This is a genomic window from Paraburkholderia dipogonis (genome assembly GCF_042680985.1).
GTDB classification, from domain to species: domain Bacteria; phylum Pseudomonadota; class Gammaproteobacteria; order Burkholderiales; family Burkholderiaceae; genus Paraburkholderia; species Paraburkholderia phytofirmans.
Window position 1 is genome coordinate 18639 of record NZ_JBHUFR010000038.1, and the last position, 26129, is coordinate 44767.

General features: G+C 60.3%; 20 protein-coding genes and 3 pseudogenes. 15 read left to right on the forward strand and 8 right to left on the reverse strand.

Features of this window, described 5'->3' with window-relative positions; translation table 11 throughout:
- Positions 1–112 precede the first annotated feature (112 nt).
- From ACFSNN_RS37605 to ACFSNN_RS37625, 5 genes are all read left to right on the forward strand, one after another.
- Positions 113–799 (forward strand): hypothetical protein, encoded by a 687-nt coding sequence (locus ACFSNN_RS37605; RefSeq protein ID WP_134458440.1) that lies wholly within the window; start codon positions 113–115, stop codon positions 797–799.
- A gap of 754 nt (positions 800–1553) precedes the next feature.
- Complete coding sequence (locus ACFSNN_RS37610; RefSeq protein ID WP_279631145.1) at positions 1554–2555, forward strand: ParM/StbA family protein; 1002 nt, start codon at positions 1554–1556, stop codon at positions 2553–2555.
- A complete protein-coding gene (locus ACFSNN_RS37615) occupies positions 2552–3055 on the forward strand; it encodes a hypothetical protein (RefSeq protein WP_134458444.1) in 504 nt (167 codons plus the stop codon). Before ACFSNN_RS37610 ends, ACFSNN_RS37615 begins: the two co-directional genes overlap by 4 nt.
- Positions 3056–3101: 46 nt before the next feature.
- Positions 3102–3290, forward strand: a complete 189-nt coding sequence (locus ACFSNN_RS37620; RefSeq protein ID WP_134458446.1) for a helix-turn-helix transcriptional regulator — start codon at positions 3102–3104, stop codon at positions 3288–3290.
- Between the two features lie 201 nt (positions 3291–3491).
- The gene (locus tag ACFSNN_RS37625; protein WP_134458448.1) at positions 3492–3821 is read left to right on the forward strand and encodes a hypothetical protein; all 330 of its coding nucleotides are present in this window, start codon (positions 3492–3494) and stop codon (positions 3819–3821) included.
- An 11-nt stretch (positions 3822–3832) separates the two neighbouring features.
- Here the strand turns inward: ACFSNN_RS37625 and ACFSNN_RS37630 are convergent, their stop codons facing one another.
- Positions 3833–4252, reverse strand: coding sequence for a hypothetical protein (locus ACFSNN_RS37630; protein ID WP_377779218.1), 420 nt, complete (start codon positions 4250–4252; stop codon positions 3833–3835).
- A gap of 2335 nt (positions 4253–6587) precedes the next feature.
- A pseudogene (locus tag ACFSNN_RS37635) lies at positions 6588–6770 on the reverse strand (AMP-binding enzyme); the annotation flags it as partial.
- Positions 6771–6799: 29 nt separating this feature from the next.
- Here ACFSNN_RS37635 and ACFSNN_RS37640 point away from each other — a divergent pair.
- A pseudogene (locus tag ACFSNN_RS37640) lies at positions 6800–7650 on the forward strand (LysR substrate-binding domain-containing protein); the annotation flags it as partial.
- 304 nt (positions 7651–7954) lie between these two features.
- Positions 7955–9247 carry an acetyl-CoA hydrolase/transferase family protein gene (locus tag ACFSNN_RS37645; protein ID WP_134458452.1) on the forward strand — a complete coding sequence of 431 codons (1293 nt, stop codon included), beginning with the start codon at positions 7955–7957 and terminating at the stop codon, positions 9245–9247.
- A 455-nt stretch (positions 9248–9702) separates the two neighbouring features.
- Here ACFSNN_RS37645 and ACFSNN_RS37650 read toward each other — a convergent pair whose 3' ends face one another.
- The 6 genes and pseudogenes from ACFSNN_RS37650 to ACFSNN_RS37675 all read right to left on the reverse strand — a co-directional run bounded on the left by ACFSNN_RS37650 (position 9703) and on the right by ACFSNN_RS37675 (position 16414).
- On the reverse strand, positions 9703–10587 hold the full coding sequence (locus ACFSNN_RS37650) for an alpha/beta fold hydrolase (protein ID WP_134458454.1): 885 nt from the start codon (positions 10585–10587) through the stop codon (positions 9703–9705).
- A 208-nt stretch (positions 10588–10795) separates the two neighbouring features.
- Positions 10796–12346 (reverse strand): MFS transporter, encoded by a 1551-nt coding sequence (locus ACFSNN_RS37655; protein WP_134458456.1) that lies wholly within the window; start codon positions 12344–12346, stop codon positions 10796–10798.
- Positions 12347–12483: 137 nt separating this feature from the next.
- A pseudogene (locus ACFSNN_RS37660) lies at positions 12484–12600 on the reverse strand (MerR family DNA-binding transcriptional regulator); the annotation flags it as partial.
- 254 nt (positions 12601–12854) lie between these two features.
- Positions 12855–14315, reverse strand: coding sequence for an aldehyde dehydrogenase (locus ACFSNN_RS37665; protein ID WP_134458460.1), 1461 nt, complete (start codon positions 14313–14315; stop codon positions 12855–12857).
- A 65-nt stretch (positions 14316–14380) separates the two neighbouring features.
- On the reverse strand, positions 14381–15436 hold the full coding sequence (locus tag ACFSNN_RS37670) for a zinc-dependent alcohol dehydrogenase family protein (RefSeq protein ID WP_134458462.1): 1056 nt from the start codon (positions 15434–15436) through the stop codon (positions 14381–14383).
- Positions 15437–15547: 111 nt separating this feature from the next.
- The gene (locus ACFSNN_RS37675; protein ID WP_377747345.1) at positions 15548–16414 is read right to left on the reverse strand and encodes an SDR family NAD(P)-dependent oxidoreductase; all 867 of its coding nucleotides are present in this window, start codon (positions 16412–16414) and stop codon (positions 15548–15550) included.
- A gap of 473 nt (positions 16415–16887) precedes the next feature.
- On the opposite strand from ACFSNN_RS37675, the gene ACFSNN_RS37680 reads away from it, so the two are divergent.
- The 8 genes from ACFSNN_RS37680 to ACFSNN_RS37715 all read left to right on the forward strand — a co-directional run bounded on the left by ACFSNN_RS37680 (position 16888) and on the right by ACFSNN_RS37715 (position 26029).
- Positions 16888–18048, forward strand: coding sequence for a CaiB/BaiF CoA transferase family protein (locus ACFSNN_RS37680; RefSeq protein WP_134458464.1), 1161 nt, complete (start codon positions 16888–16890; stop codon positions 18046–18048).
- A 42-nt stretch (positions 18049–18090) separates the two neighbouring features.
- Positions 18091–19344 (forward strand): CaiB/BaiF CoA transferase family protein, encoded by a 1254-nt coding sequence (locus tag ACFSNN_RS37685; protein ID WP_134458466.1) that lies wholly within the window; start codon positions 18091–18093, stop codon positions 19342–19344.
- 225 nt (positions 19345–19569) lie between these two features.
- On the forward strand, positions 19570–20487 hold the full coding sequence (locus ACFSNN_RS37690) for a LysR family transcriptional regulator (protein ID WP_134458468.1): 918 nt from the start codon (positions 19570–19572) through the stop codon (positions 20485–20487).
- Between the two features lie 476 nt (positions 20488–20963).
- Positions 20964–22277 (forward strand): MFS transporter, encoded by a 1314-nt coding sequence (locus tag ACFSNN_RS37695; protein WP_134458470.1) that lies wholly within the window; start codon positions 20964–20966, stop codon positions 22275–22277.
- 370 nt (positions 22278–22647) lie between these two features.
- A complete protein-coding gene (locus ACFSNN_RS37700) occupies positions 22648–23790 on the forward strand; it encodes an acyl-CoA dehydrogenase family protein (RefSeq protein ID WP_134458472.1) in 1143 nt (380 codons plus the stop codon).
- 78 nt (positions 23791–23868) lie between these two features.
- Positions 23869–24366, forward strand: a complete 498-nt coding sequence (locus ACFSNN_RS37705) for a MaoC family dehydratase (RefSeq protein ID WP_039341337.1) — start codon at positions 23869–23871, stop codon at positions 24364–24366.
- Between the two features lie 11 nt (positions 24367–24377).
- A complete protein-coding gene (locus tag ACFSNN_RS37710; protein ID WP_166799283.1) occupies positions 24378–25589 on the forward strand; it encodes a thiolase family protein in 1212 nt (403 codons plus the stop codon).
- 20 nt (positions 25590–25609) lie between these two features.
- A complete protein-coding gene (locus ACFSNN_RS37715) occupies positions 25610–26029 on the forward strand; it encodes a Zn-ribbon domain-containing OB-fold protein (RefSeq protein WP_134458474.1) in 420 nt (139 codons plus the stop codon).
- Positions 26030–26129 lie beyond the last annotated feature (100 nt).

Below are 26129 nucleotides of genomic sequence, written 5' to 3' on the forward strand. Positions count from 1 at the left end.
TTGTGATCCAAAGAGTGGTCGGGAGGTCTCGTTAGGCACTGACTGGCAACGGGCTTACACACGGTGGCTGGACGTGCGACGTGCCTCGATTGTTGTGCCTAACCCGCTCCGGGTGAGCTGGCTGATCGATGAGTTTTCCGAGCGACATCGACCTGCCGGAAACAAGAAGCGCCGCCTTTTCAGCAAAGAAGTCGGACTCCTTATGCAACGCCTGCGTGATCTTGGTGATCCAATGGTCGACGAGCTCAGCGAAACAGATTGTCAAACCTTTCGAGCGTTCCCGGGCGTTGGTCCAGTCAAGGTAGAAACGCTCATCCGAAGGCTGAGGCAAATCTGGCGCTGGGCGAATGGGGAAGGGCTGATCGATCGGGAGTGCCCGTGGCTGGCGCGGACGCAAGAAACCCAGATTCGCGCCGAGCTTGCTGAGTTGGTCGCACGCTTTCTCCCCGAAAACACGCTGCAGACAATACGCGTGATGGCAGTCGCCGACCCGGCGAACCGTGACGGCGAAAGGCAGGATCGCGTGTCATTGAGCACAGCCGTTCGACAGGCGGCCCGAGACGCCAGCCAGCAGATGCAGCGGGACGGTCGGCCCGATTTGATTCCTGCGTTGCGGCGAGCGGAACTCGCGTGGTTCCTCGACGTGTACGCATCGAACTCCGCCGGCGTTACATCGAGGGCTGAGTTGCTGCTGGGGCATGCGCGAATTGAGCACGTCCTAGAACTGAGAGCGAAGGCGCGCACCAGGAAAAAACTGATTACTTGGGTATCCGACGCTTCCGATGACAACGGCCAGTGACGTTCGCTGCCGTTCGTTTCGGTATGCTTACGTCTAGCACAATCGAGGGGCTCGAACGTCGTGTGATTGATTTAAAAAAGACGATGCAGGAAGTTCAACAAACAGTTGCGCGCGTTCGATGGGGTAGCGTATAGTAGGTGCAGCCGTTCGATCGGCAGAGTTTCACCCTGGAGTTGCATACGGAATTTTTCCACGCCATCCAGGCACGAAGTGAATATTTATGAATGAGCAGCCTTGTCCGGGCCATGAATTACCCGGACAGGTTCATCGGTAAAGTCGTCTGACGCGCCAGCGTCGAGACCGCCCGCAGAAAGCCCGGGCCGCATTAGCGGTCGCGGGCTTTTTCGTTTCCGCAATCCACGTATCGTAACGCGCTCCAGCGTCCATCAATGGCAACGGCCGCCCGACACCGGGCGCGCTCATCACTGTTGCGCCACCGCGCCATGCGCGCGCTCCCAGAAATCGACCCATTGCGCCGAGTCATCGTAGCGCTCGTGAAATTGCACCAGCTTTTGCGCTCCTAATCGCGCGTCCCAGGTCGCCTGCGGGCGACCGTCCGCCCCGTGTGGTGGTGATCTCTCTCGTTGTGCTTAGCAGTTTGTGGGTTGTGATGTTTGCAGTTTCCTTTTCGTTGTTCTTCTTCGTAGATGCGCCTACGCCCGGGGACGGGCGCGAGCGAGGTGCCGGTTGCGGGGTGGGTGCGGTTCGGCCAGCCGTGACCGGGCATTGTTTGACTTACAGATCGGAGGGTGCGATGTATCTTTCTGAACTCGGGCTTGACCCGGGACATGGTTTCATGAAGTGGTCCTATCGCGATGGCAGCGGCCGCATACGGTCAGGGTCGTTCCGCTCCGTCGCCCTGCCGCACATTGACTCGGCGCTTGCGACGTCTGTGCGTCGTGCGCAGGCGAGCAGTTTGATCCAGACGATCGCCGTCGACGGGCAACTGTTCGACGTCGACGTCGACGAGAATTCGTCCGTCGGGAAAGCAATGGGCGAGCGGAACGAAGCAAACGATTTCGCCGGACGGCCCGAGTATCGGGCCCTGGTGGGTGCGGCGTTCGCCCGTCTTGATGTCACCCGTGTCTCGACGCTCGTGCTCGGTCTGCCGATGATGACCTTCGCGCGCTACGCCGAGTCCCTGCAGAAACAATTCCGCGGCACGCTGACGTTTGGCAGCCGCTCGGTGATTGTGGACCGCGTGCACGTGGTTCCCCAAGGCGTCGGTTCGTTGCTCATGGTGCTCGCCCAAGGCGATGCCTCGCTTGTGGGAACGACCATCTGTCTGATGGACATCGGCCATTACACCAGTGACTGGATTGTCGGTGTCGCTCAGGGGCTCGCGATCGACTTCAGTCGCAGCGGCGGTCGACCGGGTGGTGCGAGCCACATTTATCGCGCACTGGCTGAAGGCCTGTCGGCCGAGCTCGGGGAACCGTTCGAGGGTCTCGATGCGATCGACCTGGCGCTTCGAAAGGGGACTCCGCTCCTGGCGTTTGGCCAGCCCCTCGACATCAGCCGCTATCTCGAGTGTGGAAAAGCGCCCGCGCTCGAGACCGTACGCGCGATGCGCGCCCGGGTTCGTAGCGCCGACGATCTGACGATTGTTTTGACCGGCGGCGGCGCGCCTCTATACCGTGACGCGATCGCGACCGTGTTTCAGAAAAATCGTGTGGTCGAACTGCAGCAGGCCCGCTTCACCAATGCGATAGGGTTCCTGCTCTATGGCGAGCAGCAGGCGCTGGCGACGCGATGAAACCGCCGCTGATACTCACGGTTGTGATCCGCAGCCCGGTCTACGCCGCGCTCGCCGGGGAACTCGCCGCCTTTGCCGAGCCGCGGGCGCGCGCCGGATGGCTCAAGCGCCTGGCCGAAGAAGGCGCGCGCGCGGCAGGTGGGGGCCTGCCGGATTCTGGCGCCGGGCGGTCGCGCGTGCCGCTCGCGCCGCCCCCCAGCGTGGACTCGTCGCATTTTGACATCCGGCTGGCGATCCGCGAGGAGGAGTTTCCGCACCTCTACGCCGCGCTCGGAGGGGAATGCAACTCACGCGCACGCGCCGCACTGCTTCGACGATACGCGCAGGAAGCGCTGCGCGGCGTGCGAAGCGAACGGATGCCGGCTGAGGTGACGCGGGTGGCGGCGGTGCAGGCCGAAGAAGTTCGCACGACGGCGGATGACTTGGATGCCCTTTCGCTTCCAGCGGGAGTAGTGCCGCGGGATTTTCTGGCTGGATTTGGAGGATCGGTGCTCGAGTAGCGGTGTACGGGGCTCGGACTAACGATTTGATGAGGAGATGACGGAAATGACGAACAAAATTCTGCGGTTGCGCGACGTGATGCAGATCGTGGGCGTGGGAAAAACGAGCATCTATCAGTGGATGAAGCTCGGCTCGTTTCCCCGTCAGGTTCGGTTGGGATCCAGGGCAATCGGCTGGCATGCGCAGGAGATCGAGGCGTGGCTCGTTGCGCGAAAGCAGGTGGGTGTTGACTAGTTAGGATACGAAATTAAACATTATCGACCACGAATGCTTCCAGTTCGAACGTGGCGGATGTTGTGTGGAGGACCACCCGGCGTCTACGCAATGCAGGAACCGGTAAAACGAGAATTCTGAGTAGCGCCTGCTCCACGCACGTGCTGGTCAGGGTAGATGGCATTGGTCTAATGGCTAGCAGTTTTCCAAAGGAGAATTAGAATGAAAAAACACAGCAAGGCGATGAACCTCGACGCGATGGGCTTTGCCCCGACGACGCGCGCGTTGGCCGAGAAGTGCTCACAAGTTGCCGTGATTCACACGCCGTTGCATGATGGAATCGTGGGGGCACTATCGATCCCGTTTCCGGTGTCAGACGACCCGTCGAAACCCTTGGCAGCGATCAGCGATCTGCGCGGGGAGTGGACATGGGCCGTCTTTTCGAATCGCGCGCCGGGCAACACAGAGCTCGGCACAATGCGCTCACTTTGCAAGAAACTCCGCGCTGGCGGGAGCTCGACGAAGTATCCTCCTTCGAAGGACAGTTTCTGACGCCGTACGATTTAATGAAAAAGTCTGGTACGTGGCCTGATGCCAGCGTCATCGCCGTGCCGGATGATGACGGATTTGCGTCCGCATCGGTGAAGCATCGTCTTGTGTTGTGTTCCGTCGATGAAGCCGTGGGATTCCGCACCGTAAGCTCGACCCTGAGGTATGACTGTGACGGTGATGCACCCGAAGCTGACCTTGACATTCGGTAAGTGTTTGTCGATCCGGAATACCGTGACTGTGGACTGAGCCATTTGCTTGCCGAAGCCGCAGCCGATGTAACGGTAGCGGTGTTGCGTGAATTTCACGTACGCCTGACTGCAGCCCAGACGCAAACCTGCGATGTCGAAGTCACTGTGATCGGAGAACCGCTTTCTCCCGGCGGGGAGCGGGTTCTGGAGGCGGTGGCTCACCAATTCGCGCAGCAGTGGCATGAGTCGATAGAGGAGGCAGAACGGACGCACGGTCTTCGCGTCACAACAATTTCCGTGATCCACGAGTAGGGAGCGGAGACTCTGTTGTGATCCCGTGAGGCAGGAGTTCGGGTGCATAGGCGCCTGGGCTTTTACCTTGATGGAAGCAAAATTGCGGTAATGCGACAGTCCAGTTTGGGTAGCGGCGCGAGAACGCATCATGGATCTTGAGCGATGTGAAGAACCCTTTTCGCGAACTCATTTGGGCTTTCGTCGACGGATTTATGGGAATATCAAATCGGCGGCACGAACACGCGGCGAGACTGGTATCGTCGCGGAAGAAGTGTCGGCAGAACAGTGAAGACGTTGGCGTCCGGCATAACGAACCTCGCGCGAGTCTGACCTACTGGCCGCACGCACCGGCTCAGTCGATACCGTTCCCCGCTTTGGATGCTTAAGTCGCGATCCCCCATAAGCGGCGAACCGTTTCCGGTATTGTGCGGGCTATGGTTCAATCGCCGGCTCCATCAGGCAACGCTTGCGGACGACCGAAAATCGGGGCGACGCTGGTTCGCACCAATGCGCTCAAGCACACCAACGGTGAGCGTTAGCGGGAGGTCAACGGGGCCACCAAGGCGATCGGGATCCGGCTCCACGCTCGTATCCCCCTCAAGTTCAGTGATTCCATCGGTGCCTGGTTGAGCGGTCAGTCAATCGCCGCACTTCGCGCTCAAGATAATTAAGATCATGCGCACTCTACAAGGCGAATTATTGCCTCGATGTCCGATCTTGGCGGCGACGCATTTTCTGCGAGGAAAGGAGTGGGCTATACCGGTTGAAAGATCGAAATAAAGAGCGCCATTGCTCAATTAACCGAAGGCTGAAATCAGCCCTCCCTTCGCGCCGTATCCTCGAAAGAGTCTGTGCTACCGCGTGTTGGCCAAGCTCTCAGTTGCGGCCCTACGTTGTTCAAGCCGCGGTGGGCGCCGTGATTGCGCATGCTTTGGGTATTCGGTGTACTTGTCGGGTACAGAGACCGGGAGCAAGCGTAGCCGGAGTGCTGACGCCGATCCTCCGAACCGACACTGTGATCGTGGTGGCGCGTCGACTCTCCTCAGGTCAGTCGTCGCACTCGGAGGGTTTGGGAGGGAAACAGCAGCGTAAGTGCGACTGGTTCGATCCGGTGGTGGTCGTCGCGCTTCGCGAGTGTTCGGCGACGATCCACACTGCCATCGCGATGGGTCGGCGCATTCTCGTCGGGCGAGCGTGCTTGGGTGCGCTATCTACCACATATCTACTCCAGACAGGCATACAGGATCGGCTGGCGCATCTGGACGCTGATAAATCTACCAGATAGGGTACAGGATCGGCGTAGCGCACTCGCCTATAAGGTTCTGGCGGGCGGTCTAGTGATTTCCGTGAGTCATTGATGTGTTGCACGAGCTTCGCCAATGACGCAGGGGTGTCGCGAGCGTGTGGCGCGGAGACCTTCTGTCCTCAAATTGAACCGGCAGCGTCCTAGTCCGTTGGCAGATCCGGGGCAACTGGCAGGACCGGTGCGCAGTTTCCGGAGGACCATCTGGTCACGCAGTCTCATACGCGTTCTCGAATTAACACACGCAAGTTCACATCGCCTGACCGCGGGGCGCGTTTGTCTTAGCGGGTGGCTGGCAGGAAGCGCGGGTTTCCGTAGTCAGCGACAAAGTGCCGATCGAGCTATAAGTCAATCGAATTTGCGTTTAAGAAGAGATGCGGAAGCTCAATCCAGCGCCAAACGCTTACTAGGCAACGCAAGCGCGGAAGGGTAGGTATCCTGACACAGCGTACAAAACCGAAATGCGATCACAGCGATGTTGCGTCCCTCTAGGCCGACGCGTAAAGCGACGTTGCGTAATCGGGATACGCTCGGCTGAGGCTTGGCCGCCGCGAGAACTCCGGTTGCTCCGCGAGTGCTCTTTCAATTTTCAATGGTGGTTTGACGCCCAAACGACTACTACCTTGCCGCAGGATTCCGCGTCACTGCTTCCAATTCTTGATCGTGAATAGCGACGCGTGGGCTGAGAGAATTGCGCACGGCACCAAGTGTCTGGGTCTTTCCCAACACCTTGCGATCATTCACAAAACCTTGACCGAGGCGTCTGTACCCGAAGGCTGACGTGCGCGAGGCCGGCCTCACTATTCAGACCGACGCTCGGGCAATCCATGACCGAGCGTGGCGATGATGGAATATGTGAGTTGGAGCAGCGTCGAGTGATATTCGACGGGCACCGTCGCGCACAAGTCGCTCGATGGATCCGAGCTGGCCGAGGTGATGGAACTCGCGTCGACGAATGGTCACTGGAGATTCGTCGCGGGTCTAGGCTTTTGATTCGGCTCGGGGCTTCCGCGTGAAGTCGGCGCGCAAGGTCCTGCGGATGACCTTGCCCGTCGCGGTCATTGGCAATTCCGCGGCGAAGCGCACCTCGCGCGGATACTCGTGTGCGGCTAGCCGCGTACGGACGTGCGGTTGCAAGTCCCACACGAGCGCATAGCTCGCTTCGAAGTGTTGATTTGCGCGGAATCCCGACCCTGTACGTCGCACAGCCATCACTGAGCCAGCAAGTTGCGAAGATCGAGGATGATCTCGGCAGTTGAACTGCTCGTGCGCAGTCCGCAGGGTGTCAAGCCGACTCCGGCAGGACAGGCACTGTATCGGCATGCGCGTCTCGTTCTCCGGCAAATGGATCAGTTGCGGCAAGAGGTAAGGGCAGACGCGGGCGGGGAGGCTGGCACGGTCGCGATGGGCTTGCCGACGACGATGGCCCTCTTGCTTGCGGCCCCGGTCTTCAAACGCGTCAGGGCGCGCTTTTCGGGTATTCGGCTGCAATTCTTCGAGAGCATCAGCGGGTACATCAACGAGCTCCTGACAAACGGGCGCCTGGATCCGGCGATCCTGTTCCGCGAATCCAATACAGCCGGCATTACCGCGATGCCGTTGTTCGACGGGGATCTGTACTTGCTCGGCGAGCCGGGCGGCGCGGTCGGACCGCGCTTGCGTACCTGTCGTCTCGCCGAGCGCGGCGAACGGATTGCGGCTTATGCTCGAACGAACGTTCGCTCGCGAAGGTATTCCGTTGGACATCGCGGCGGATATCGACTCGTTGCCCACGCTGTTGTCAATCGCTCATTCGGGGGCGGCATGTACGATCCTGCCTGCATCCGTGCTGGCGTCGCGCGATGTCACGAACCGGCCGAAAATGCAGCGTATCGTGCATCCTGAGATCCGGCGCCCGGTCAGCCTTTGCTGGTCGAACACGGCGCCTGTCGTTTCGGCGACGTTGGCGGTGCGGCGAATCATTGTCGAACTGATCACCGAGTTGGCCGAGAGTGGTGTCTGGACGGATATTGCATTGCGCGCGGCCGCGACCGATTTTCACTGAAACGACGACGGCAGTGTCGGTGGTCGCCAGGCGGGTTCAATACAACGCACACCAAAGTACGGAACGCGGACCGAGACCGCGTTGACGCGCCCCGATGGCAGTGCTGCAATCGATGCAGAACGCCTTTACCGCCACAGCTGCTCTCGACTCTTGCTGTAGCGAACCCGACGGCCCAATTTGCTTGCGCGCAGAAGCATGTTGCATGCCGCGGTGGCGTGCCGACTACCCCATTCCACATAGACCGTTTCGAACGCAGTGAGCAGCGTCGGATCAGGATCTCCGTGACTTTCGATTTCGTCCGCGCATGAACCACGCTGAACCCTCGATTCCGGGATCTTCGAACGATGCCGCCACGGCTGACCGCTGCGAAGTTCTCTCCACAATCATTCGACCTGGCGACACCGTGATGTGGGGTCAATCTCACGCCGAACCCGTAACGCTGATGCGCGCGCTCGTCGCCCAGCGCGACCACCTGAAGCGGATCCGCATCTTCCTCGGTATCGGCCTTGCCGACGTGCTTGCCCCCGAGCATGCCGACGCGTTTGACTTTCTCGCCTATTGCGGGAGCGGATCGAACCGAAAGCTAGCCCGCGCAGGCGTGCTCGACATTCTTCCCGTGCATTACTCACAGCTGCCCGGGTTGATCCGTGCCGGCGGGTTGCGGATAGATGTCGTGATGCTGCAAGTTTCGCCACCGGACGAACAGGGACGCTACAGCCTCGGTCTTGCTCGCGAGTATCTGGTCGAGGCGGTGAAGCACGCGCGCGCGATTGTCGCCGAGGTGCATCCGGACGTTCCGTGGACTCACGGTGGGCCGTATTTCCGCGCCGACGATATCGAATTGGTGGTGGCTTCCGACGCGGTGTTCCCCGAAGTTCCTGTGACAGAGCCTGGGCAGGTCGAGCAGGCAATCGGTCGGCATGTCGCATCGCTCGTCGAGGACGGCGCGACGCTGCAAACAGGCATCGGCTCGATTCCCGATGCAGTGATGGCGGAACTGCGGGGCAAACGCGACCTCGGCGTGCATTCGGGAAGTATCGGGGACGGGGTTGCAATGCTCTGCGAAGCAGGTGTCGTCACGAACGCGAAGAAGGCGATCGACACGGGGGTTATCATCGGTGGTGTCATCATCGGTTCTGCACGTGTGCGTCGCTTTGCGCATTGCAATCCCGCGCTCGAGTTGCGCGGTACCGAATACACGCATAACCCGGAGGTGCTTCGCCGGATCGACCGGTTCGTCGCGATCAATTCGGCAGTGGAGGTGGACCTGACCGGGCAGATCAACGCAGAGGTGGTTGGCGACACGTATGTTGGCGCCGTCGGCGGTGTCGGCGATTTCCTGCGTGCGGCACAGCTCAGCCATGGAGGCGTTCCTATCGTTGCGCTGCCGTCAACCGCGGGGCGGCATAGCCGGATCGTGACGCGATTGTCGGGGCCGGTCACGATACCGAGAAGTGACGCATGCGTGATTGTTACCGAATACGGGATTGCTGATTTGCGTGGCCTGTCGCTCGCCCAGCGTATTCCGAAGATGATTGCAGTCGCACACCCCGATCATCGCCAGCGTCTCGCACGAGAAGCCCATCCGGGTAGCTGAATGACGCGGCCAAGGGCGACGTGGCGGATTGAGTCGAACGCCGATAGCGATCAATGGAAGGAGAAACACACCATGCACAAGCTCATCGATCGCTTGTGGTTGGATGAACGGACTCCGGCAGACGTCGAAACGATCCATCATCTATCATCTTCGCGATTTACGTGCCGCGCATATTTACCGGACATCGGAATCCATCTCGGTATGCCGCGCAGCATGGTCGACGAGTGCAGCGCGGCACTGATAGATCGTCTCGCGGGATGTCACCACCACGCGCCATGGCTGCACATCGCGCCACGATGCAGAACATTTCGCGATGTCGATGGATTTCGCTCCACCCGGGCGGCCACAACGGACGTGATGCGGAGGGTCTGAACAGCGACGCGTTCGCTTCGCTCGATTTTTGCCGCATGTGGCAGTTCGACCTGCTGAGCAGATTTGGTGACAACCCGACAGTTCTATACAGGGCGGATGTGGCGAGCGAGGAACTGAGCTGCGGCCTTTCCGAAGACATCGTTGCGATCACCCGCCACCATGTGCCCGGCGTCAGCAACGTTGACGTACTCCGCATGGGGGCACAGTTTGAGGAACTCGTGCACACCGGCTTCGCTGACGATGTCGGAATTGCTGCCGCGCACCAGCAACGTCGGCAGCTTGAGCCTTCGTGCGCAGGCAGAATAGCGTGCGTGGCGTCGATCCAGATCACGAGGCCACGCGAGAAAATAAGGATCCCAATTCCAGCGATATCTTCCATCGCCGTCATGACGCAGGCTGCGGCCCACGTTGCTTGAAACGAACGCATTTTTCGGATGTCGGCGATATCGCCGGATCGCGTCGACGGCTTCGTCGGGAGATTCGAACCCATCCGGCCGTCGCATTAGCGACTGCAGACGTACGACACCGTGCGGTTCGACGCAAGGCGCAATGTTGACGAGCACCAGTGCGACTGCATCAAGAAAGCCTTCCCCGACTGCGAGCAAGCTCGTGCCACCTCCCAGGCCGGCGCCGACGAGCATCGGTCGTCGGCCATCGAAGATGGTCGCGACGCGTTCGAGATCGCGGACCATCGCGATCTGACTGTAGTTGCCAGTCGGCGACCAATCCGATTCACCATGGCCTCGTGCGTCAAAGGCAACGGCATGAAAGCCGGCCGCACCGAGCGCGCGGCCGATTCCGCTCCACGCATGGCGCGTTTGCCCGCTGCTGTGCAGCAAGATGACGGGCGTGCCGAGCGGGTTGCCCCACGATTCGCCGGCGAGCCGGAGACCGTCAGCACTCGTCCATGTGTGAGTCCTTCCCGTCGAGCACGAAGGGCGGGTTTCCTCTTTCATCGAAATCGTCATGATTGCACCGCTTCCGCATTACGTGACCATTCGCCACCGATTCGACACCGTGAGCAACCGATGCACTCGGATCCCGCGTTCTCGGCTTGGGATTCGGATAGATCGGTGTCGCCCATGGTGATCACTGAGCATCCCTATAAGTTCGACGCAGCGGGCAGTTGCGTCAATCTCGACACCCGTAACGTTCCGTACTGTGATGACGCTCGTGTCACTTTATCTGCTTCTGAACGAGTGCAATGACGGCGCCAGCCAGGGAAATGATCGCAATCACATAGAAGCAGTCTAGGACGCTCATGAAGCTCGCTTGATGAGCGACCATTTGGGCGAATTCTCCGAGGGCCAAACCTTCGGCCTGTGCGGAGCTCATGCCCCGCTCGACGAACTCGCGAGTCGTCGACTGCAGCGCGTTCTCAAAGATCGGGTTGTAAGGGGTCGCAAACTCGATCAGCCTGGTTTGATGGAGTGCGAGGCGATGCTGATCGAGGATAATGATGGATGCGGTCGAGAGCGAGTATGCGAGCTGCTTGACGATATTCTTCAGTCGGTAGCCGTGCGTAAACTCGTGATCGGGGAAGATCTGGAACGCCACGTTTCCGTTCGGCAGAGCGATGAACATCAACAGGAAGCCGCGTACGATCAACGGTGCCAGGAGCCATGGTACGCTCACATCGGGGGGGAGGTGGATAAACCACACGGCGATGAAGGTAGCCATCAAAAATCCTGGAACGATCAACAGTTTTTTGCGTGTAACGAACTTCGCGTATCGGAAATACATGAACGCCACGGTGATCGACGACAGGGATGTGAATCCGACGATTCGACCCGCATTCTCCACCGGGTATCCGAGCCCGCCTTCGAGCAATCGTGAAATCAGATAGCCGATTGCATTCGTGATGTAGTAGTAGAACGCGTAGAGAATGATGGCGATTCTGAAGGGGCCTTCTCGCAGTGCATTCAACCGAATGAGCGGTTTGGGGTGGTTCCATTGCTGCCAGGCAACCCAACCGAGCGCAAGCAGGCCCATCGCGGTAAGGAGCAACAGTATCGGCGACGTACTGAACAGCTCGAAGCGGATCTGCTGAGCGACGATCTGCAGCGCACCGAGGGCGAGTGCGAAAATCAGGTAGGGCCAGAGATGCGTATCGCTGCGCAGTGCCGGCTGGCGCTTGCCGATATGCGGGACGACCAGGAACGCAAATACGGCCAGTGCGAGTCCGGCGACTGTCGTGCAGAGAAAGAGCGCATGCCAGCCAAAGTTCGCAATGAGCACGCCACCGACCAGCGGAGCAAGAGCGCTCGCCAACAGGATGATCGTCAGGAACAGGCGCGTCGCTGGCGGGCGATTCTTGGGCGAGAAGCCAGTCTGCAGGAGAATCCGACACGTACCCAGCATCGGCCCTATGAAATAGGCCTGAAAGCCTCGTGCCATCGCCAGTTGAAATGATGTAACGCTGAGCGACGCCGCCAGCGAGCCGATCGCGAACATCATCAGGCAGCCACTGAGGTATCGGCGGAACCCGATTCGCTCGATCAGCCATTGCTGTTGAAGAATGCCCAGTACCGATGCGACAGCATACGCAGACGACGACCACACCAGTTCGTCCGGCGGCACGTTGATCCCACCGGCCACATAGCTACTGAAGAACGAGAAAGCTGTGTTGTCGAAGTAGTCGAGTCCGACCGACAACGCGACGGCCCAGGGAAAAAGGTCATTGCGAAGATGGCGGTACGTAAGCGACCGCGCACGGGAGAATGCCATGATCACGATTCTCCGTTTCCAGACCCGAACGAGGCAGAACGGCGCTCGCGAGCGGAAAGACGTTCACCTTCGAGGACTTCCGCGGGTGTGCCAGCGAGTCGTCGCCGCAAGTACTCGAGATCGTCGTTCAGCTCGTTGCTCCTGGCTGGAATCACAAGGCCGAGTTCCTCGTAATACTTCAGTGTGCGGGGCGTCACGGCCAGTTGCCGAGCGGCCTCGCGAATCGCGACGAGTTGTGAATTCCCGGCTTGCATCGATTGAACGAGGGGGAGGGCGGTTGCCCGCGCATACGGATTCACGCGGCGCGTTTGGGCGCTGCATGGAACGTCAACGTATGCGTACATGTTTGGCGAAAATGAAGCGCCGACATTCTGTCGGCGCATCGTTGAGTCGGACGGGCGTGTCGGGAGAGACACGGTCGATCCGCTACGCGAAATCAGAGAACCGCGTTACCAATCGACTCTGTTACCCGTGTCGATGAGCGAACCGCGCCGGAAAAGCCGGATCGTCAAGCCATGACGATGGTCTTCGATTCCATGAAGGCTGTCAGTCCTTCTACACCGCCTTCACGCCCGATGCCGGATTGCTTGAATCCGCCGAAGCCGATCGAGAAATCGGTGCGCGGGCCATTGTGACCGACCGTCCCCGAGCGGATCTGTCGTGCCACGTGCAGGGCACGGGCGCTATCGTTCGTGAAGACCGCTGCATTCAGTCCGAATGGGGTATCGTTCGCCATCTGTATCGCGCTGGCTTCGTCGTCGGCGGGAATGACGCTCAACACCGGCCCGAAGATCTCTTCCTGCGCGATCGTCGAACGATTGTCGACGTTGCCAAACACCGTCGGCTCGAAGAAGAACCCGCGCTGCAGTTCGGGTGGCCGTTTGCCGCCGGCTGCCAACGTTGCGCCTTCCGCGATGCCCTTCGCGACGAATCGCTCGACGGTCTCTCGCTGCCGCGCGCTCGCGAGCGGGCCGGAGGTCGTCTCTGGCGCGAAAGGATCGCCGACCACAATCTGTCTGGCGATGTTCGACAACGCTTCGACCATCGCGTTGTGTTTCGCACGAGGAACGATCACTCGCGTCAGGCTGTGGCAGATCTGCCCGGTGTTGTAGCCGAAATAGGATGGCCCGAGTATGTTTGCCGCAGCTTCGACATCGAAATCATCAAGAATGACGGCGGGAGATTTGCCGCCGAGTTCGAGCGTGACGCGCGCGACTCGATCACCGGCGATGGACGCGATCCGGCGACCCGCGCCCGTCGAACCCGTGAACGTGATCTTGTCGACGCCGGGATGGCGGACCAACTCCTCGGATACGTCCCGGTCAGCCGTCACAACATTGATCACACCAGGCGGCAAACCGATTTCTTCACAGATCTCGGCGAACACGTAGGCAGAGCAGGGTGCCTCCGGAGACGACTTGATCACCAGCGTGCAACCCGCGAGCAGTGCGGGTGCAGTCTTGTACGCCATCAACCCGGCAGGACCGTTCCACGGAATGATTTCCCCGACGACGCCGACCGGCTCGTAGACGCGATAGCCGAGATTGCCGGTAACCGACCGGTGTTCCTCGATGAACGGAAAGGTCGATGCCATTGCCGCATACTGGCGAAATGCGCCGCTGATGAACAGCCCGATTCGAGGCTGGGCGATCTTGTACACGATCCCGGTCTCGATCGACCAGATGCGCGCAAAATCGTCGTTCAGCGCCTCCAGCCGTTCGGCGAACTTCTCGAGATAAACCGCGCGTTCCTGCGGCGTCATTCGAGGCCACGGGCCATTGTCGAATGCGTCACGAGCCGCAGTGATTGCACGCTGCATGTCGGCGGACGCGGCTTTTGCCACGGTTGCCACGACTTCTTCCGTCGCGCAGTCGAGGACATCGAACGTTTCGGCGGTGGATGGTTCCACCCATTGTCCACCGATGTAGAACTCTCGAGGATGCTTGAGGTCGATCGTTCTCTTGGTCATCTGATTCTCCAGAGCCGTCATCGACGGCGCTTTCCAAATTCCGGACAGCACGGGTGTGCGTGCCGTCAAAATACGACGACGCCCTTGCCACTCGTTTGTTGGTTGAAGTGTGCGTAGGCTTCACCGGCTTGCTCGAGACGCCACTCTTCGGTAAAGAGCTTGTCTACTTCGACACCGCGATCGGCTATGAAGCGGGCACAGTCCTTCATGCCGACTTCAGAGAAGGTAAAGGAGCCAATCAGCGTCCTTTGCTTGCCGATCAGGTCCTTCATCGCATCGATGGTCAGGTTCCCGCCGACCGCAACGAGAACGACACGCCCCCATACTTTCGTGCTGCGAATCGCCTGTGCGCGTGGCAATTCGCCGCCGGCACATTCGACTGCACAGGACACGCCTTTTCCGCCAGTCAGCTTATGGATCTCCTCGACCGGGTCGACTTTGCTGGCGTCGATGCCATGCGTGACGCCGAATGCTTTCGAGCGCTCGACGCGACTCGGATTGATGTCGATGCCAATCACCTCGATACCCATTGCGGCGGCGAGTTGAGCCGTGGAGAGGCCGACAGGACCAAGGCCATAGACGGCAAGCGTGTCACGCGCGCTGATATCCAGACGCAACAGCGCGCCGTATGCCGTGCCGGTGCCGCACGCGATGGCCGCACCTCCCTTGAACGACACTTCCTGCGGCAGATGTACTAGGGACGATACCGGTACCTTCATGTAGTTCGCATGCCCGCCGTGACTTAGCACGCCGTAGATGCGCGCGCCGCGATCGCATAGTTGGGTCCAGCCTGTCCGGCAGTGGTCGCAGCAGCTGCAACCCGCGTAATGAAAGACCATGACCCGGTCGCCGACCCGAAACGTTGTGGGATCTACGCCCGGGCCGACCGCGGCCACGACGCCGCAAGGTTCATGACCGCCGATGACCTGTTCGGATTCCATCCGGCCGCGCATGCCGAGCATGCTCAACGACTCCGCCATACCGTGGCGGTAATAGTGAAGGTCGGTCCCGCACATGCCGGAAGCCTTCATTTCGATGACTGCTTCTCCGTATTCCGGAACAGGATCGTCGAAGTTGAGTACATCGACCTTGCAATTTCCCTGAAAGACTATGCCACGCATGAGAGTTCTCCGAATGCTGGTGCATAAGCCGGCGTGTGCGCTGCAGCTCTTGCGCGAGGCGTCAGTGTTCCGATACCGGCGCGGTGAGCTCAGGCACGACCCGTGGCACGATTAATGAATGGTCAGCCCGCCCGTCGGACTCAGCGTTGCACCTGTCAGGTAGGCCGACTCGTTCGATGCGAGGAACGCGACGACCTGACCGATATCCGTCGGCGCTGCAACGCCGAGCGGGCAGCCGGCGACGACCTTTTCGTATTGTTTGCGGTGCTGTTCCGATACCTTGCTATCGGCACCGAACACGGCTTCCCACGACGGGCTGTCGCGCACGACCGTCACGCAAACACAGTTGACCCGGATCTTGTCGCGCGCCAGTTCCTTGGCGATGACTTTGCTTGCGCGAATCAGGCCGCCGGCAAATGTCGAGACGGCCGTTTGACCCGGAGTGGGCACCCGGCCGCCTTCCGACGTCACGAAGATCACGCTGCCACCGCCACGAGGGCGCATGTACGGCAACGCAGCTTGCACCGGAAAGAGCTTGGCGGCCGTATTCTCGGCAACCAGCGCCGCAACACGTGCGAGATCGATCTCGGCGAATGCGCCACGAACCTTGGGAGACCGCGCCTCGTCATCATTGCCGCCGGCATTGGCGACGACGATGTCGATGCCGCCGTGGCGGCGGGCAGTCTCCGCGGCCAACGCGTCCATATCGGCTTTCGATCGCACGTCACCGGACAGAAAATCTGCAATGCCCCCGGCCAGCCGGAGCTCGGCAAGGACCGCCTCTGCCTTTGCTGCGTTTCGCCCACTGATCACGACCGTTGCGCCGCGCGATGCGAGCTGCAATGCGATGCCTTTGCCAATCCCGCCTGTGCCACCGGTGACGATGGCTACTTTCCCTTCAAGACTGCTCATCGAAATTGCCTTCAAATCATGGAGAAGTTCGCTCGAGCTCGCCTGTCGGTCGGGTACGCACGACATTGCGAATCGTGCGAATCCGACTGGCGGATCGAGAATGCCTGGCGGCGAGAGGCAAATGAGCTCTTCCGCGCACCGTATATCTGCTTGGGCAATAGTAGGTACGGAGACGGGGTATTTCGAGTGACGTTTTTCGAATGAGGAGTTGCTTATTTTCGAATCTGACCTTCGTCGCACCGTGACATGGCAGGTGACTGCCTGACTGGCCCATCGATCGGGATGTGGCAACCGAGATGCTCGTGACCTGCAGTGCGATGTCCTTGTTCGCGAAACTGCAACTCCGCTTTCGCGAATCTGCATTTGAACGAGGGGGCGGACGCACCTATGATTGACCGTGCTGGTCGGCTCCGGTCGTCAACTAGCAAGCCCGGCAAATTGCCGACGCGCATGGCACAACGCTTTCCGAGGCAGACAGTGTCTCGGACACAAGAGGCGGGGTAGCGATACGAAATCCCGCAAAAAAATCGGAGACAAACTTGCAACGCTGCAAAGGCCAGGGCCCGTTGGCGGGTCTCAAGGTGGTCGAGGTCGGCGGCATCGGGCCGCTGCCGTTCTGTGCAATGCTGCTCGCCGATCTCGGCGCCGACGTATTGCGAATCGACCGTATCGTGCCGTCGGACAGCGGTGTTTCGCTGGAAAGCCGGTTCGACCTGTTGCGCCGTAGCCGCCGCTCGATCGCGATGGATCTGAAGAATGAGGCGGCTATCGAGGCGATCCTGCGTCTCGTCGAGGGAGCAGACGCTGTCATCGAGGGTTTTCGTCCCGGAGTCGCGGAGCGGCTTGGCGTTGGCCCTGACGACTGTCTCGCAGTCAATCCGAAGGTCGTCTACGGCCGGATGACGGGATGGGGGCAAGACGGCCCCCTCGCAGACGCACCCGGCCACGATCTCAACTACATTGGGTTGACCGGGGCACTCCATTCCATCGGCTCCGAAAACGGCCCCCCGGTGCCACCGCTCAATCTCGTCGGAGATTTTGGTGGCGGGTCGCTTTATCTTGCACTGGGGGTCGTCAGTGCAATGCTCGAGGCCCGGAGCTCTGGACAGGGGCAGGTGGTCGACGCGGCAATGGTCGACGGCTCCGCGTCGCTGATGACACTGATATACGGCATGCATGCCGGCAACGCATGGATCGACCGGCGGGGCTCGAATCGGCTGGATTCAGGCGCGCCCTGGTATCAGGTCTATGAAACGTGCGATGGCCGCTACGTATCGCTCGCATCCAACGAACCACGCTTCTACCGCGAGACGCTGACCCTGCTCGGCGTGGCCGATGAAGTGCTTCCGAAACAGCACGACACGGACGGATGGCCGCTGCTGCGTGCACGCTTTGCCGAGATATTCAGGCAGAAGACCCGGGACGAGTGGTGCGACCTCGCGGCCGGGACCAATGTGTGCATCGCGCCGGTACTGTCTTTGACGGAAGCACCGCGGCATCCGCACAACGTCGCCCGAGCAACGTTCCATGAGGTGGCCGGCGTAGTACAGCCCGGCCCGGCACCGCGCTTCAGCCGCACGCCAGGCGCCATCCAGCGGCCCCCTGCCCGGATCGGGGAGCATACGGACGAAGCGTTGCTCGACTGGGGGTTTGCCCAACATGAGATTGATGCGCTGCGCAATCGAGATGCGATTCGGTGAGCGCGCGTGCGGGATTCTAAAGATGATCGAAAAGGAGATGTGATGGAGGAGGCAATTCATGATTCGCGTGTCGGAACGAAGATCGGTGCCGATCGACCGCTGGCCGGCATTCGGGTACTCACCGTCGAAAACTTCATCGCGGCGCCTTTTGCTTCGATGTGGCTGGCGGATGCCGGCGCGGAAGTCGTCAAGATCGAGACGCGCGAAGGCGGTGATTTTTCCCGCAGCACCAATCCGGTCAAACCGGGCGCGGACGGAAAGCCGAGCGGCCTCGCTTTTCTGCGGGCGAATCGAAACAAGAAGAGTGTCACACTCGATCTCAAACACCCGGAAGGCCGGCGCATCTTCACCGAACTCGCCGCGCAAGCCGATGTCGTGATCGAGAATCTGCGGCCGAACGTCATGGATCGGATGGGACTCGGTTATGCGGACCTGAGCAAGATCAATCAGCGTTTGATCTACGGCGCTATTTCCGGGTTCGGACACGACGATATACTGCCCAGTCCGTACGGCGACTTCCCGGCGTTCGATATCGTGGGACAGGCGATGAGCGGGCTGATGTATCGTCCCGAGCGGAGCGACGACCGCCCAACCTATCTGGGATTCTCGCTCGCCGATATCGAGTGCGGGATTCTGGCGCTCTACGGCGTCGTGCTTGCACTCTTGCATCGGCAGACGACGGGCAAGGGCAAAAAAATCGATATCTCGATGTACGATGCCTCGTTGATCCTGAACGAAATCTCCGTCGCGATGTATTCCGCAACGAAGCGGACGTCGCCTCCCGGTGTGCACGCGGTCACTGCGCCGTTCGGAACCTATCGTGCGAAAGACGGGTATATCGTCATTGCGGTACTGGGCGAACACATCTGGAAGCGGTTCGCGGAAGTGATCGGCCGCCCGAATCTGCCGGACGACCCGAGATTTGCCGACGGCATGTTGCGCAAGCAGCATCTGGACGATCTGAATGTCGAGATCGACGCTTGGCTGGCGGATCGGTCACGCGAAACGGCGCTGGCCGAGCTCCGCGCGGGCGGCGTGCCTTGCGCCAACGTGAACGACGTGCCGGACCTGTTCGAATGTCCGCACGTTGCTGCACGAAGGATGCTCATGACGCTCGATGACCCGGTATGGGGTCCCATTCAGGTGGCGGGAAATCCGGTCAAGATGTCGGATGTTCCGGAACCGGAAGCAAAGACGCCGCCGCGCCTGGGCGAGCACAACACGAATGTCTTGCACGAGTGGTTGGGCATGGACGACGATGAAATCGGGAAATTGCGGGAAATGAACGTGATCTGAACCCGGCGAACCGATGGCGCGTGCCCGCCTCGCGCCAATCGTCTCATGCCCCGCATGACGTCGAGGCGGCCCAAGCTTCTCGACTGCCCTTGGGATATGACCGATATCGCCGCGGTTGTCCCGGTCGCCCCTTCTTCGACTCCCAATTGACGCCCGATCACCCCCGGCTTAGTCTCTATGGCTCAATTCAGCAATCCAGCCGAGCGAGAAGACCGAGGAGAGGACATGGCCGGGCTCAGTCTCCACAATCTGACGAGACGCGTCGACCTTTTCACGTTGAGGTTGTTTCTCACCGTCGTGGAAGAGCAGCAGATGCGTCGCGCAGCGGTGAGGGAGAACATCGCGCCGTCAGCTGCGACGAGGCGAATCCAGGATCTCGAAGAGATTGCCGGTATTGACCTATTCGAGCGACTGCCAACCGGCATGGTGCCGAGCGCCGCCGGCGAAGTGCTGGCTCGTCACGTGCGTTTGCTGTTCGATAATCTCGACGTGATGCGTCGGGAGGTAGCCGAGTTCACCGAGGGCGTGCGCGGTCATATCTTTATCAGTTCCACCAGCACGATCATCGTCCAGTTTCTGGCTCGGGAGATCGCCGAGTTCACACGGGACTTTCCCTTCGTCGATATCGAGTTGCAAGAGGATGCAAATACCAACGTGGTCGGTGCCGTCGTGGCCGGCAAGGCCGATGTGGCGATGTTCTATGCAACCGACGACATCGACAGGGATGCGCTCGAGATCATCGAGTATCGTACCGATCGTCTCGTTGCCGTTGTGCCGAAAGGGCACAGCCTGGGAGAGCGCGCCAGCGTAAAGACAGGGGATCTCCTCGAGCAGAACGTGATTGGCATCTCAGCGACAACTTCGATGATGACCCAGCTGCGAAATGCAGCCGCCGCGCTGGGACGCGAGTTGAATGTGAAGTTCCGGGTCAGCACGATCGAGGCAGCTCGTAGCCTGGTCAAGGCAGGCCTGGGCGTGATGATTCAGCCCGAGAGCATGCTGCCGGTCGAGGACCTCAACAAGGTGACGCTGGTGGCGCTGGACGAACCATGGGCATTGCGCCGGCTCTGCATTGGAACAAGGCGCGGCGATTCGCTGACAGCAGCAACGAGGGCGTTCGTTGCACGGTTCACTGACCGCTAGCTGCGGTATCAATGACATGCGGCTCCGACATTCGTGCGGCGCGGCGCGCTGCATCGACTACGTGGAGTTCCGATGGTCGACAGACGTGAGAGCGTCGAGCGAGTCGCGCATGCGCATGCTTTTCGTTTGTGCGATGCCGCTTCCCGAGTTGCCCTGCAATATCCCCCACACCGCTGAATAAAGCGTTCCCTTCAATACGGCCGTTCCATCGAGACAACGTCTTCCCGACCGTTGACAAGACGATTCGTGCTGCTTCCAGCCGAGTGGAGAAGCCTGAATTTGTCCACGGGTGCGTTGCCGTAAACCTGGCACGCCTCGCGTGCACGGCATTTCTGATCGCACGAAAGGTAATTCGAATCCGCCGAAGCGCCGCTTCGAAATCCGTCACTTGGTCGATAAATTTCGCATCCCTATAGTGGGCGAGGAGATAAAGAACCCGGTCGTCAACGGGAATTCGTGAGTAAAAAGGAGACAACGTGAACGCTTCTTCCATTCGGACTCGCAGCAGCTTGTTCGTAGTCGTCTTGTGCTTTCTAACGATCGCTGTCGACGGCTACGATCTCATCGTCTACGGCGCAACGGTGTCGTCCCTGTTCGCGGAGCCCGGATGGGGCTTGAGCACATCGGGGGCGGGAATGATCGGGAGCTGGACACTGGCCGGGCTGATGCTGGGCCTGTTCGGTGCCGGTTCCTTGTCCGATCGCATCGGCCGTCGGAAACTGATCATGGCCGGCGTGCTGTGGTTTTCCATCGGATCGCTGCTCTGCGCGGCGGCCCATTCTCCGACGCAACTGGGTTTCGCACGTTTCATCACGGGTGTCGGGTTGGGGAGTGTGGTGCCGTCGTCGGTGGCACTGACAATCGAGTACGCACCGAGAAATCGCCGGCAGCTGTATAGCGCAATCGCCCTGACGGGCTATGCGATTGGTGGCGTAGTGTGTGCGCTGCTGGCCATGTCGCTGTTGCAGAGTCACGGCTGGCGAGTGCTCTATGCCGCCGGCGCGTTGTACGTTGTCATCCTTCCCATCATGTACTTTTTCCTGCCGGAGTCGGTCAATTTTCTCGTCGACAGCAATCGAATGGACGAAGCGCGAGAACTGGCGACCCGCTATTCGATCGACTTCGATCGTGTCCTGGCCGATAACGCCAACCAACGTCAGCTTCAATCCGTCTCAGGCGAACGGCGCGGCTTCAAGCTTGTGATGTCGTCAGACTGGCGATCCGCGGTGCTGCTGTTCGCGGTTGTGTGTTTCTGCGGGCAGATTGTTGTCTACGGAATGAATGTCTGGCTTCCCACGTTGATGCGGAAGGCTGGGTATCCGCTCGGCTCATCGCTGCAGTTTCTTCTGGTGATGCAATTCGGTGCTGCCGCGGGCAATCTGTTTGGTGCCTGGTTGGCCGATCGTTTTGGATCCCGAAAGATACTCATCGCCCTTTTTTCCGTTTGCGCAATTTCGTTGCTGGTCATGAGCCAGAAACCGGATTACATCTGGTTAATGCTTGCCGTGTTCGGTGCAGGGCTGGGGTCGATCGGATCGACAACGCTCGGCTACGGCTACATCGCTACGTACTTCCCCGCATCCTGCCGAGGCTCGGCCATCGGCACAGCCCAAGGTCTGGGGCGGATCGGCTCGGTGCTGGGACCGATGATCGGTGGATGGGTCGTCGGGTCGACCCTGGGACATCAGTGGAATTTCTACGTGTTCGCGATTCCGTCCGTGATTGCCGCCATCATGGTGACCCAGATTCCCAAAACGAGGCGTGTGGACGTGACGTATGCGAAGGCATGACCCGACGTTGTCGTCTCGACGCGAGGCGGTGCACGGTAGCTTTAGCGCACGCTGTCGACTGCAGGTTCGACGACAAATGCGTGCTTGTTAGCGTACCGAAGCCGGACTGATCGCGACCGTGCCCGACGATTCCAAAAAAGGAACGTCGGGCACGTTTCAGTTGGGTCGGGCGGCGACCTCGCTCGGTCAAACCTGCCCGATCATTGAAGCAGAACGACCGACGCGAAGTAGTCGGTAACCGTCTTCGCCATTTCCGAATCGCCGCTTCGAAAATGACCAGTTGGATTGCTCCGGACGTGGCCCTAACCTGAAGGTCATGACGATCAGGGCCGATGCAGGAGCAGACGCCACACAACAGGAGCGAAGACAAATGGCAAACTTTATCGACGAATCGCAAACGATGTGGCTCGACACCGTGAACAAGTTCATGGACAACGAGATTACCGTCGAATACGTGCGCAAGTGCGACATGAATCGCGACTACCCGTACGAAGCGTACGAAAAGATCGCGAAACAAGGCTGGCTCGGGATCCTGATTCCGGAAGCCGAGGGCGGCTCGGGTGGCGACATTTTCGATTACTCGCTGATGGCTGAAGGTCTTGGCAAGTTCGGCTTTGACTTCGCGTGCTCGGTGCTCGTGCCGACGTTTACCGCGATGAACATCACCAAGTTCGGCACGCCGGCTCAGAAAGCGAAGTACGTGCAGCCCTTCATCGACGGAAAGATCCGCTTTTCGGTGTCGATTTCCGAGCCCGACGCAGGTTCCGATGCAGCGAACACGAAGACGCGCGCACGCCGCGACAGCAACGGCGACTGGATCGTCAGCGGCCAGAAGCTGTGGTGCAGCGGCGCGGCGGCGAAAGACACCGTGATCGCGATGCTGGTTCGCACGAGCACCGACGACAAGCACAAAGGCCTGTCCGTGCTGCTGATTCCGAACGATACGCCGGGCATGGTCATCAACCGCCTTCCGACGCTGTCACGTCACGCGACCGGTACGACTGAGATCTTCCTCGACGAAGTGCGTGTACCGGGCGATGCGCTGCTGGGCGAGGAAGGGCAGGGCTGGAAGATCATCACCGAACACCTCGAACTCGAGCGCTGCGCGGTGGCCGCAGCTTATACGGGTAATGCACAGCAGGCAGTGACGACGGCGACGCGCTACGCGCACGAGCGTATCCAGTTCGACCATCAACTGTACGACTTCCAGGTGATTCGCCACCTGCTCGCCGACTGCCAGACGAAGGTCGACGCGGCGCGTCTGCTCTGTTATCGCGCGGCGCGGATGGCGGCGGACCACGTGCCGTGCAGCCGTGAAGTATCGATGGCGAAGCTCTACGGGTCCGAGACGCTGAAGGAGTGTGCGCTCGCAGGCATGCAGATCCTGGGTGGCTATGCAAATCTGCCGGAAGCCGACATGGAGCGCTATCTGCGCGAAAGCATTCAATCGACGATCGGCGGCGGCACGTCGCAGATCCAGCGCACGATCATTGCGAAATCGATGCGCCAGTAACGTCGTATCGCTTCACATGAACGGAGCGCGCGGGCAGGCCCGCGCGCCGTTACCCCGAATTCGACAGGAGACACTGTAATGAGCGTTATCAACAACAGCATCAACATTCCGCTCGACGAGCTGGAGGTGGGCACCAAATTTCGTTCGCCTGGCCGTACCGTGACTGAGAGCGATGTTGTGATGTTCTGCATGTTCACGGGCAACTGGATCGAGATTCATTCGAACAAGGAATACGCGGAGAGAACGCGCTGGGGTGAGCGCATCGTGCAGGGCATGCTGACCTTCTCGCTGATCTCCGGCCTGCTGCAGTTCGGTCCCGCGATCCAGGCGAACTACGGCGTCGACAAGATGCGCTTCCTGAATCCGGTAAAGATCGGCGATACGGTCTACGCGAGCGCTGAAGTCATCGCCAAGAAGGAAAAGGACGACAAGTTCGGCGTTGGCACGATGCTGATTCAGGCGTACAACCAGCGCGGCGAAGTCGTGCAGCGCAGCGAATGGAGCCTGCTGATGCTGCGCAAGCGCGCGGATCTCGAGGCGCTGATCGCCGAAGCCCAACCCGAGTTCAAGGTCTGAGGAGCGCGGCCATGACTCCTCGTCCGGTTGCGGTGATCGTCGGCATGGGTGACGCCTATGCGTCGCGTGCGAATCGCAAGGACCCGCTGCAGTTGGCCGCCGAGGCAACGCTCAACGCGCTTGCCGACGCGGGCATCCGCAAGGACCAAGTCGATGCGGTATTCACGGGACGCTCGCCGTGGGCCGACAAGCGTTCGCAGTGGAGCAACATCTTCATCTCGCACATGCAGATGCCAGTGACGCTCACGAGCGAGCTGACGATGCATGGCGCCGGCCTGACGTCGACACTCGCGATCGCATCGCAGATGATCGCGGCCGGCCGCGCGGAATACGTGCTGTGTCTGCAAAGCGATGCGACCGAGCTGTTCGTCGACGCAGTGGCGATGGGCGCGGAAGCCGACGCGGACCCTCAGTTCGAAATCCCGTACGGCCCGACGATTCCGGCGCTCTATGCACAGGCGGCGCAGCGCTACTTTCACGAGTTCGGCATCACCGAGGACGACCTCGCTGATGTCGCGATCGCGAATCAGCGTTGGGGGCGCCATCATCCGCACGCGGCGAAGGCGAAGTTCGGCGAGATCGATCGCGCGGCGGTGCTGTCGTCGCCGTATGTGGCGACGCCTCTGCGACGCTGGATGTGTTCGACGTGGGGGGGCGGCACGGGCGGCGCGCTGGTCGTGACATCGCCTGAAAACGCGCGCCACGCGCGTGATCCGGTGTACCTGCTCGGCTACGGATCGGCCACGACGCACGAATATCTGACCGATCGCATGAACATGCGTCAATGCAGGTTCGATAGTCTCGGCGCATTTCCGAACCTGACGACCACTGCAACTGCCGAGGCGGCACGACAAGCCTATGCGATGTCGGGCCTGAGTCCCTCCGACATCGACATGGCACAGATCTCCGTGAACTTCGCGCACATGGGGCCGATCGTGATGGAGGATCTCGGTTTCGCGAAGAAGGGGCGCGGCATCGACCTCTATCGAGAAGGCCGTACGAGCGTCGACGGCGATCTGCCGACCGACACGAACGGCGGTTGGCTGTCGTTTGGTCAGCCTGGCATTTCATGCAACATGGACAGCATCGTCGAAGCCGTTCGCCAGTTGCGCGGTGAGCCGCTTGGACTGGCGCCATCGCGCCGCCCGAAGACCGCGCTCGTGCAAGGCGCCGGAGGGATGCTCGCCGCGGGTGCGGTTCTGCTCCTGTCGTCCGAGACCTGATACCCGATCGAGAGGATCCCATGACGGAAACCCATTTGCCGAATACCTGGCCGCAACCGTACCGGTTGCTCGATGCGCAGCCTTACTGGGACGCGTTGGCCGACGAGAAGCTGACGTTCCAGCGCTGTACTGCGTGCCGCGAATCGGTATGGCCGGCTCACTCGTTTTGCACGCACTGTGGTGCGAAGTCGCTGGGCTGGACGCAGTCGTCCGGCCGCGGCGAAATCTATTCATACAGCACTATCACGCGCGGGCCGACGCCGGTCTGGGCCGGCATCGTTCCGTACACCGTCGGCTTCATTCGCATGGACGAGGGCTATTTCCTGTTCTCGCAGATTGACGAAGCGCCGGAAGCGATACGGATTGGCCAGCGTGTCGAAGTCCGGTTCGTGCAGCGTGGCGAACAGAAGTTGCCGGTATTCGTGTTGTCGAAACAATAACGCTAACTGCGTGATCAGGTATCGCGCGTTGGCACATGGTCGAGTCCGTATCGATGTGGACCCGGCCGATGCCGCGATGACCTGATCGAGACATTGAAGT

Coding starts and splice junctions, on each gene's coding strand:
- ACFSNN_RS37625 (WP_134458448.1), top strand. CDS start 3,492: ATGAAAAAACACAGCAAGGCGATGAACCTCGACGCGATGGGCTTTGCC.
- ACFSNN_RS37700 (WP_134458472.1), top strand. CDS start 22,648: ATGGCAAACTTTATCGACGAATCGCAAACGATGTGGCTCGACACCGTG.
- ACFSNN_RS37610 (WP_279631145.1), top strand. CDS start 1,554: ATGTATCTTTCTGAACTCGGGCTTGACCCGGGACATGGTTTCATGAAG.
- ACFSNN_RS37615 (WP_134458444.1), top strand. CDS start 2,552: ATGAAACCGCCGCTGATACTCACGGTTGTGATCCGCAGCCCGGTCTAC.
- ACFSNN_RS37665 (WP_134458460.1), bottom strand. CDS start 14,315: ATGACCAAGAGAACGATCGACCTCAAGCATCCTCGAGAGTTCTACATC.
- ACFSNN_RS37710 (WP_166799283.1), top strand. CDS start 24,378: ATGACTCCTCGTCCGGTTGCGGTGATCGTCGGCATGGGTGACGCCTAT.
- ACFSNN_RS37650 (WP_134458454.1), bottom strand. CDS start 10,587: ATGACGATTTCGATGAAAGAGGAAACCCGCCCTTCGTGCTCGACGGGA.
- ACFSNN_RS37655 (WP_134458456.1), bottom strand. CDS start 12,346: ATGGCATTCTCCCGTGCGCGGTCGCTTACGTACCGCCATCTTCGCAAT.
- ACFSNN_RS37690 (WP_134458468.1), top strand. CDS start 19,570: ATGGCCGGGCTCAGTCTCCACAATCTGACGAGACGCGTCGACCTTTTC.
- ACFSNN_RS37645 (WP_134458452.1), top strand. CDS start 7,955: ATGAACCACGCTGAACCCTCGATTCCGGGATCTTCGAACGATGCCGCC.
- ACFSNN_RS37705 (WP_039341337.1), top strand. CDS start 23,869: ATGAGCGTTATCAACAACAGCATCAACATTCCGCTCGACGAGCTGGAG.
- ACFSNN_RS37675 (WP_377747345.1), bottom strand. CDS start 16,414: ATGTCGTGCGTACCCGACCGACAGGCGAGCTCGAGCGAACTTCTCCAT.
- ACFSNN_RS37715 (WP_134458474.1), top strand. CDS start 25,610: ATGACGGAAACCCATTTGCCGAATACCTGGCCGCAACCGTACCGGTTG.
- ACFSNN_RS37670 (WP_134458462.1), bottom strand. CDS start 15,436: ATGCGTGGCATAGTCTTTCAGGGAAATTGCAAGGTCGATGTACTCAAC.
- ACFSNN_RS37630 (WP_377779218.1), bottom strand. CDS start 4,252: ATGCCACTGCTGCGCGAATTGGTGAGCCACCGCCTCCAGAACCCGCTC.
- ACFSNN_RS37620 (WP_134458446.1), top strand. CDS start 3,102: ATGACGAACAAAATTCTGCGGTTGCGCGACGTGATGCAGATCGTGGGC.
- ACFSNN_RS37685 (WP_134458466.1), top strand. CDS start 18,091: ATGGAGGAGGCAATTCATGATTCGCGTGTCGGAACGAAGATCGGTGCC.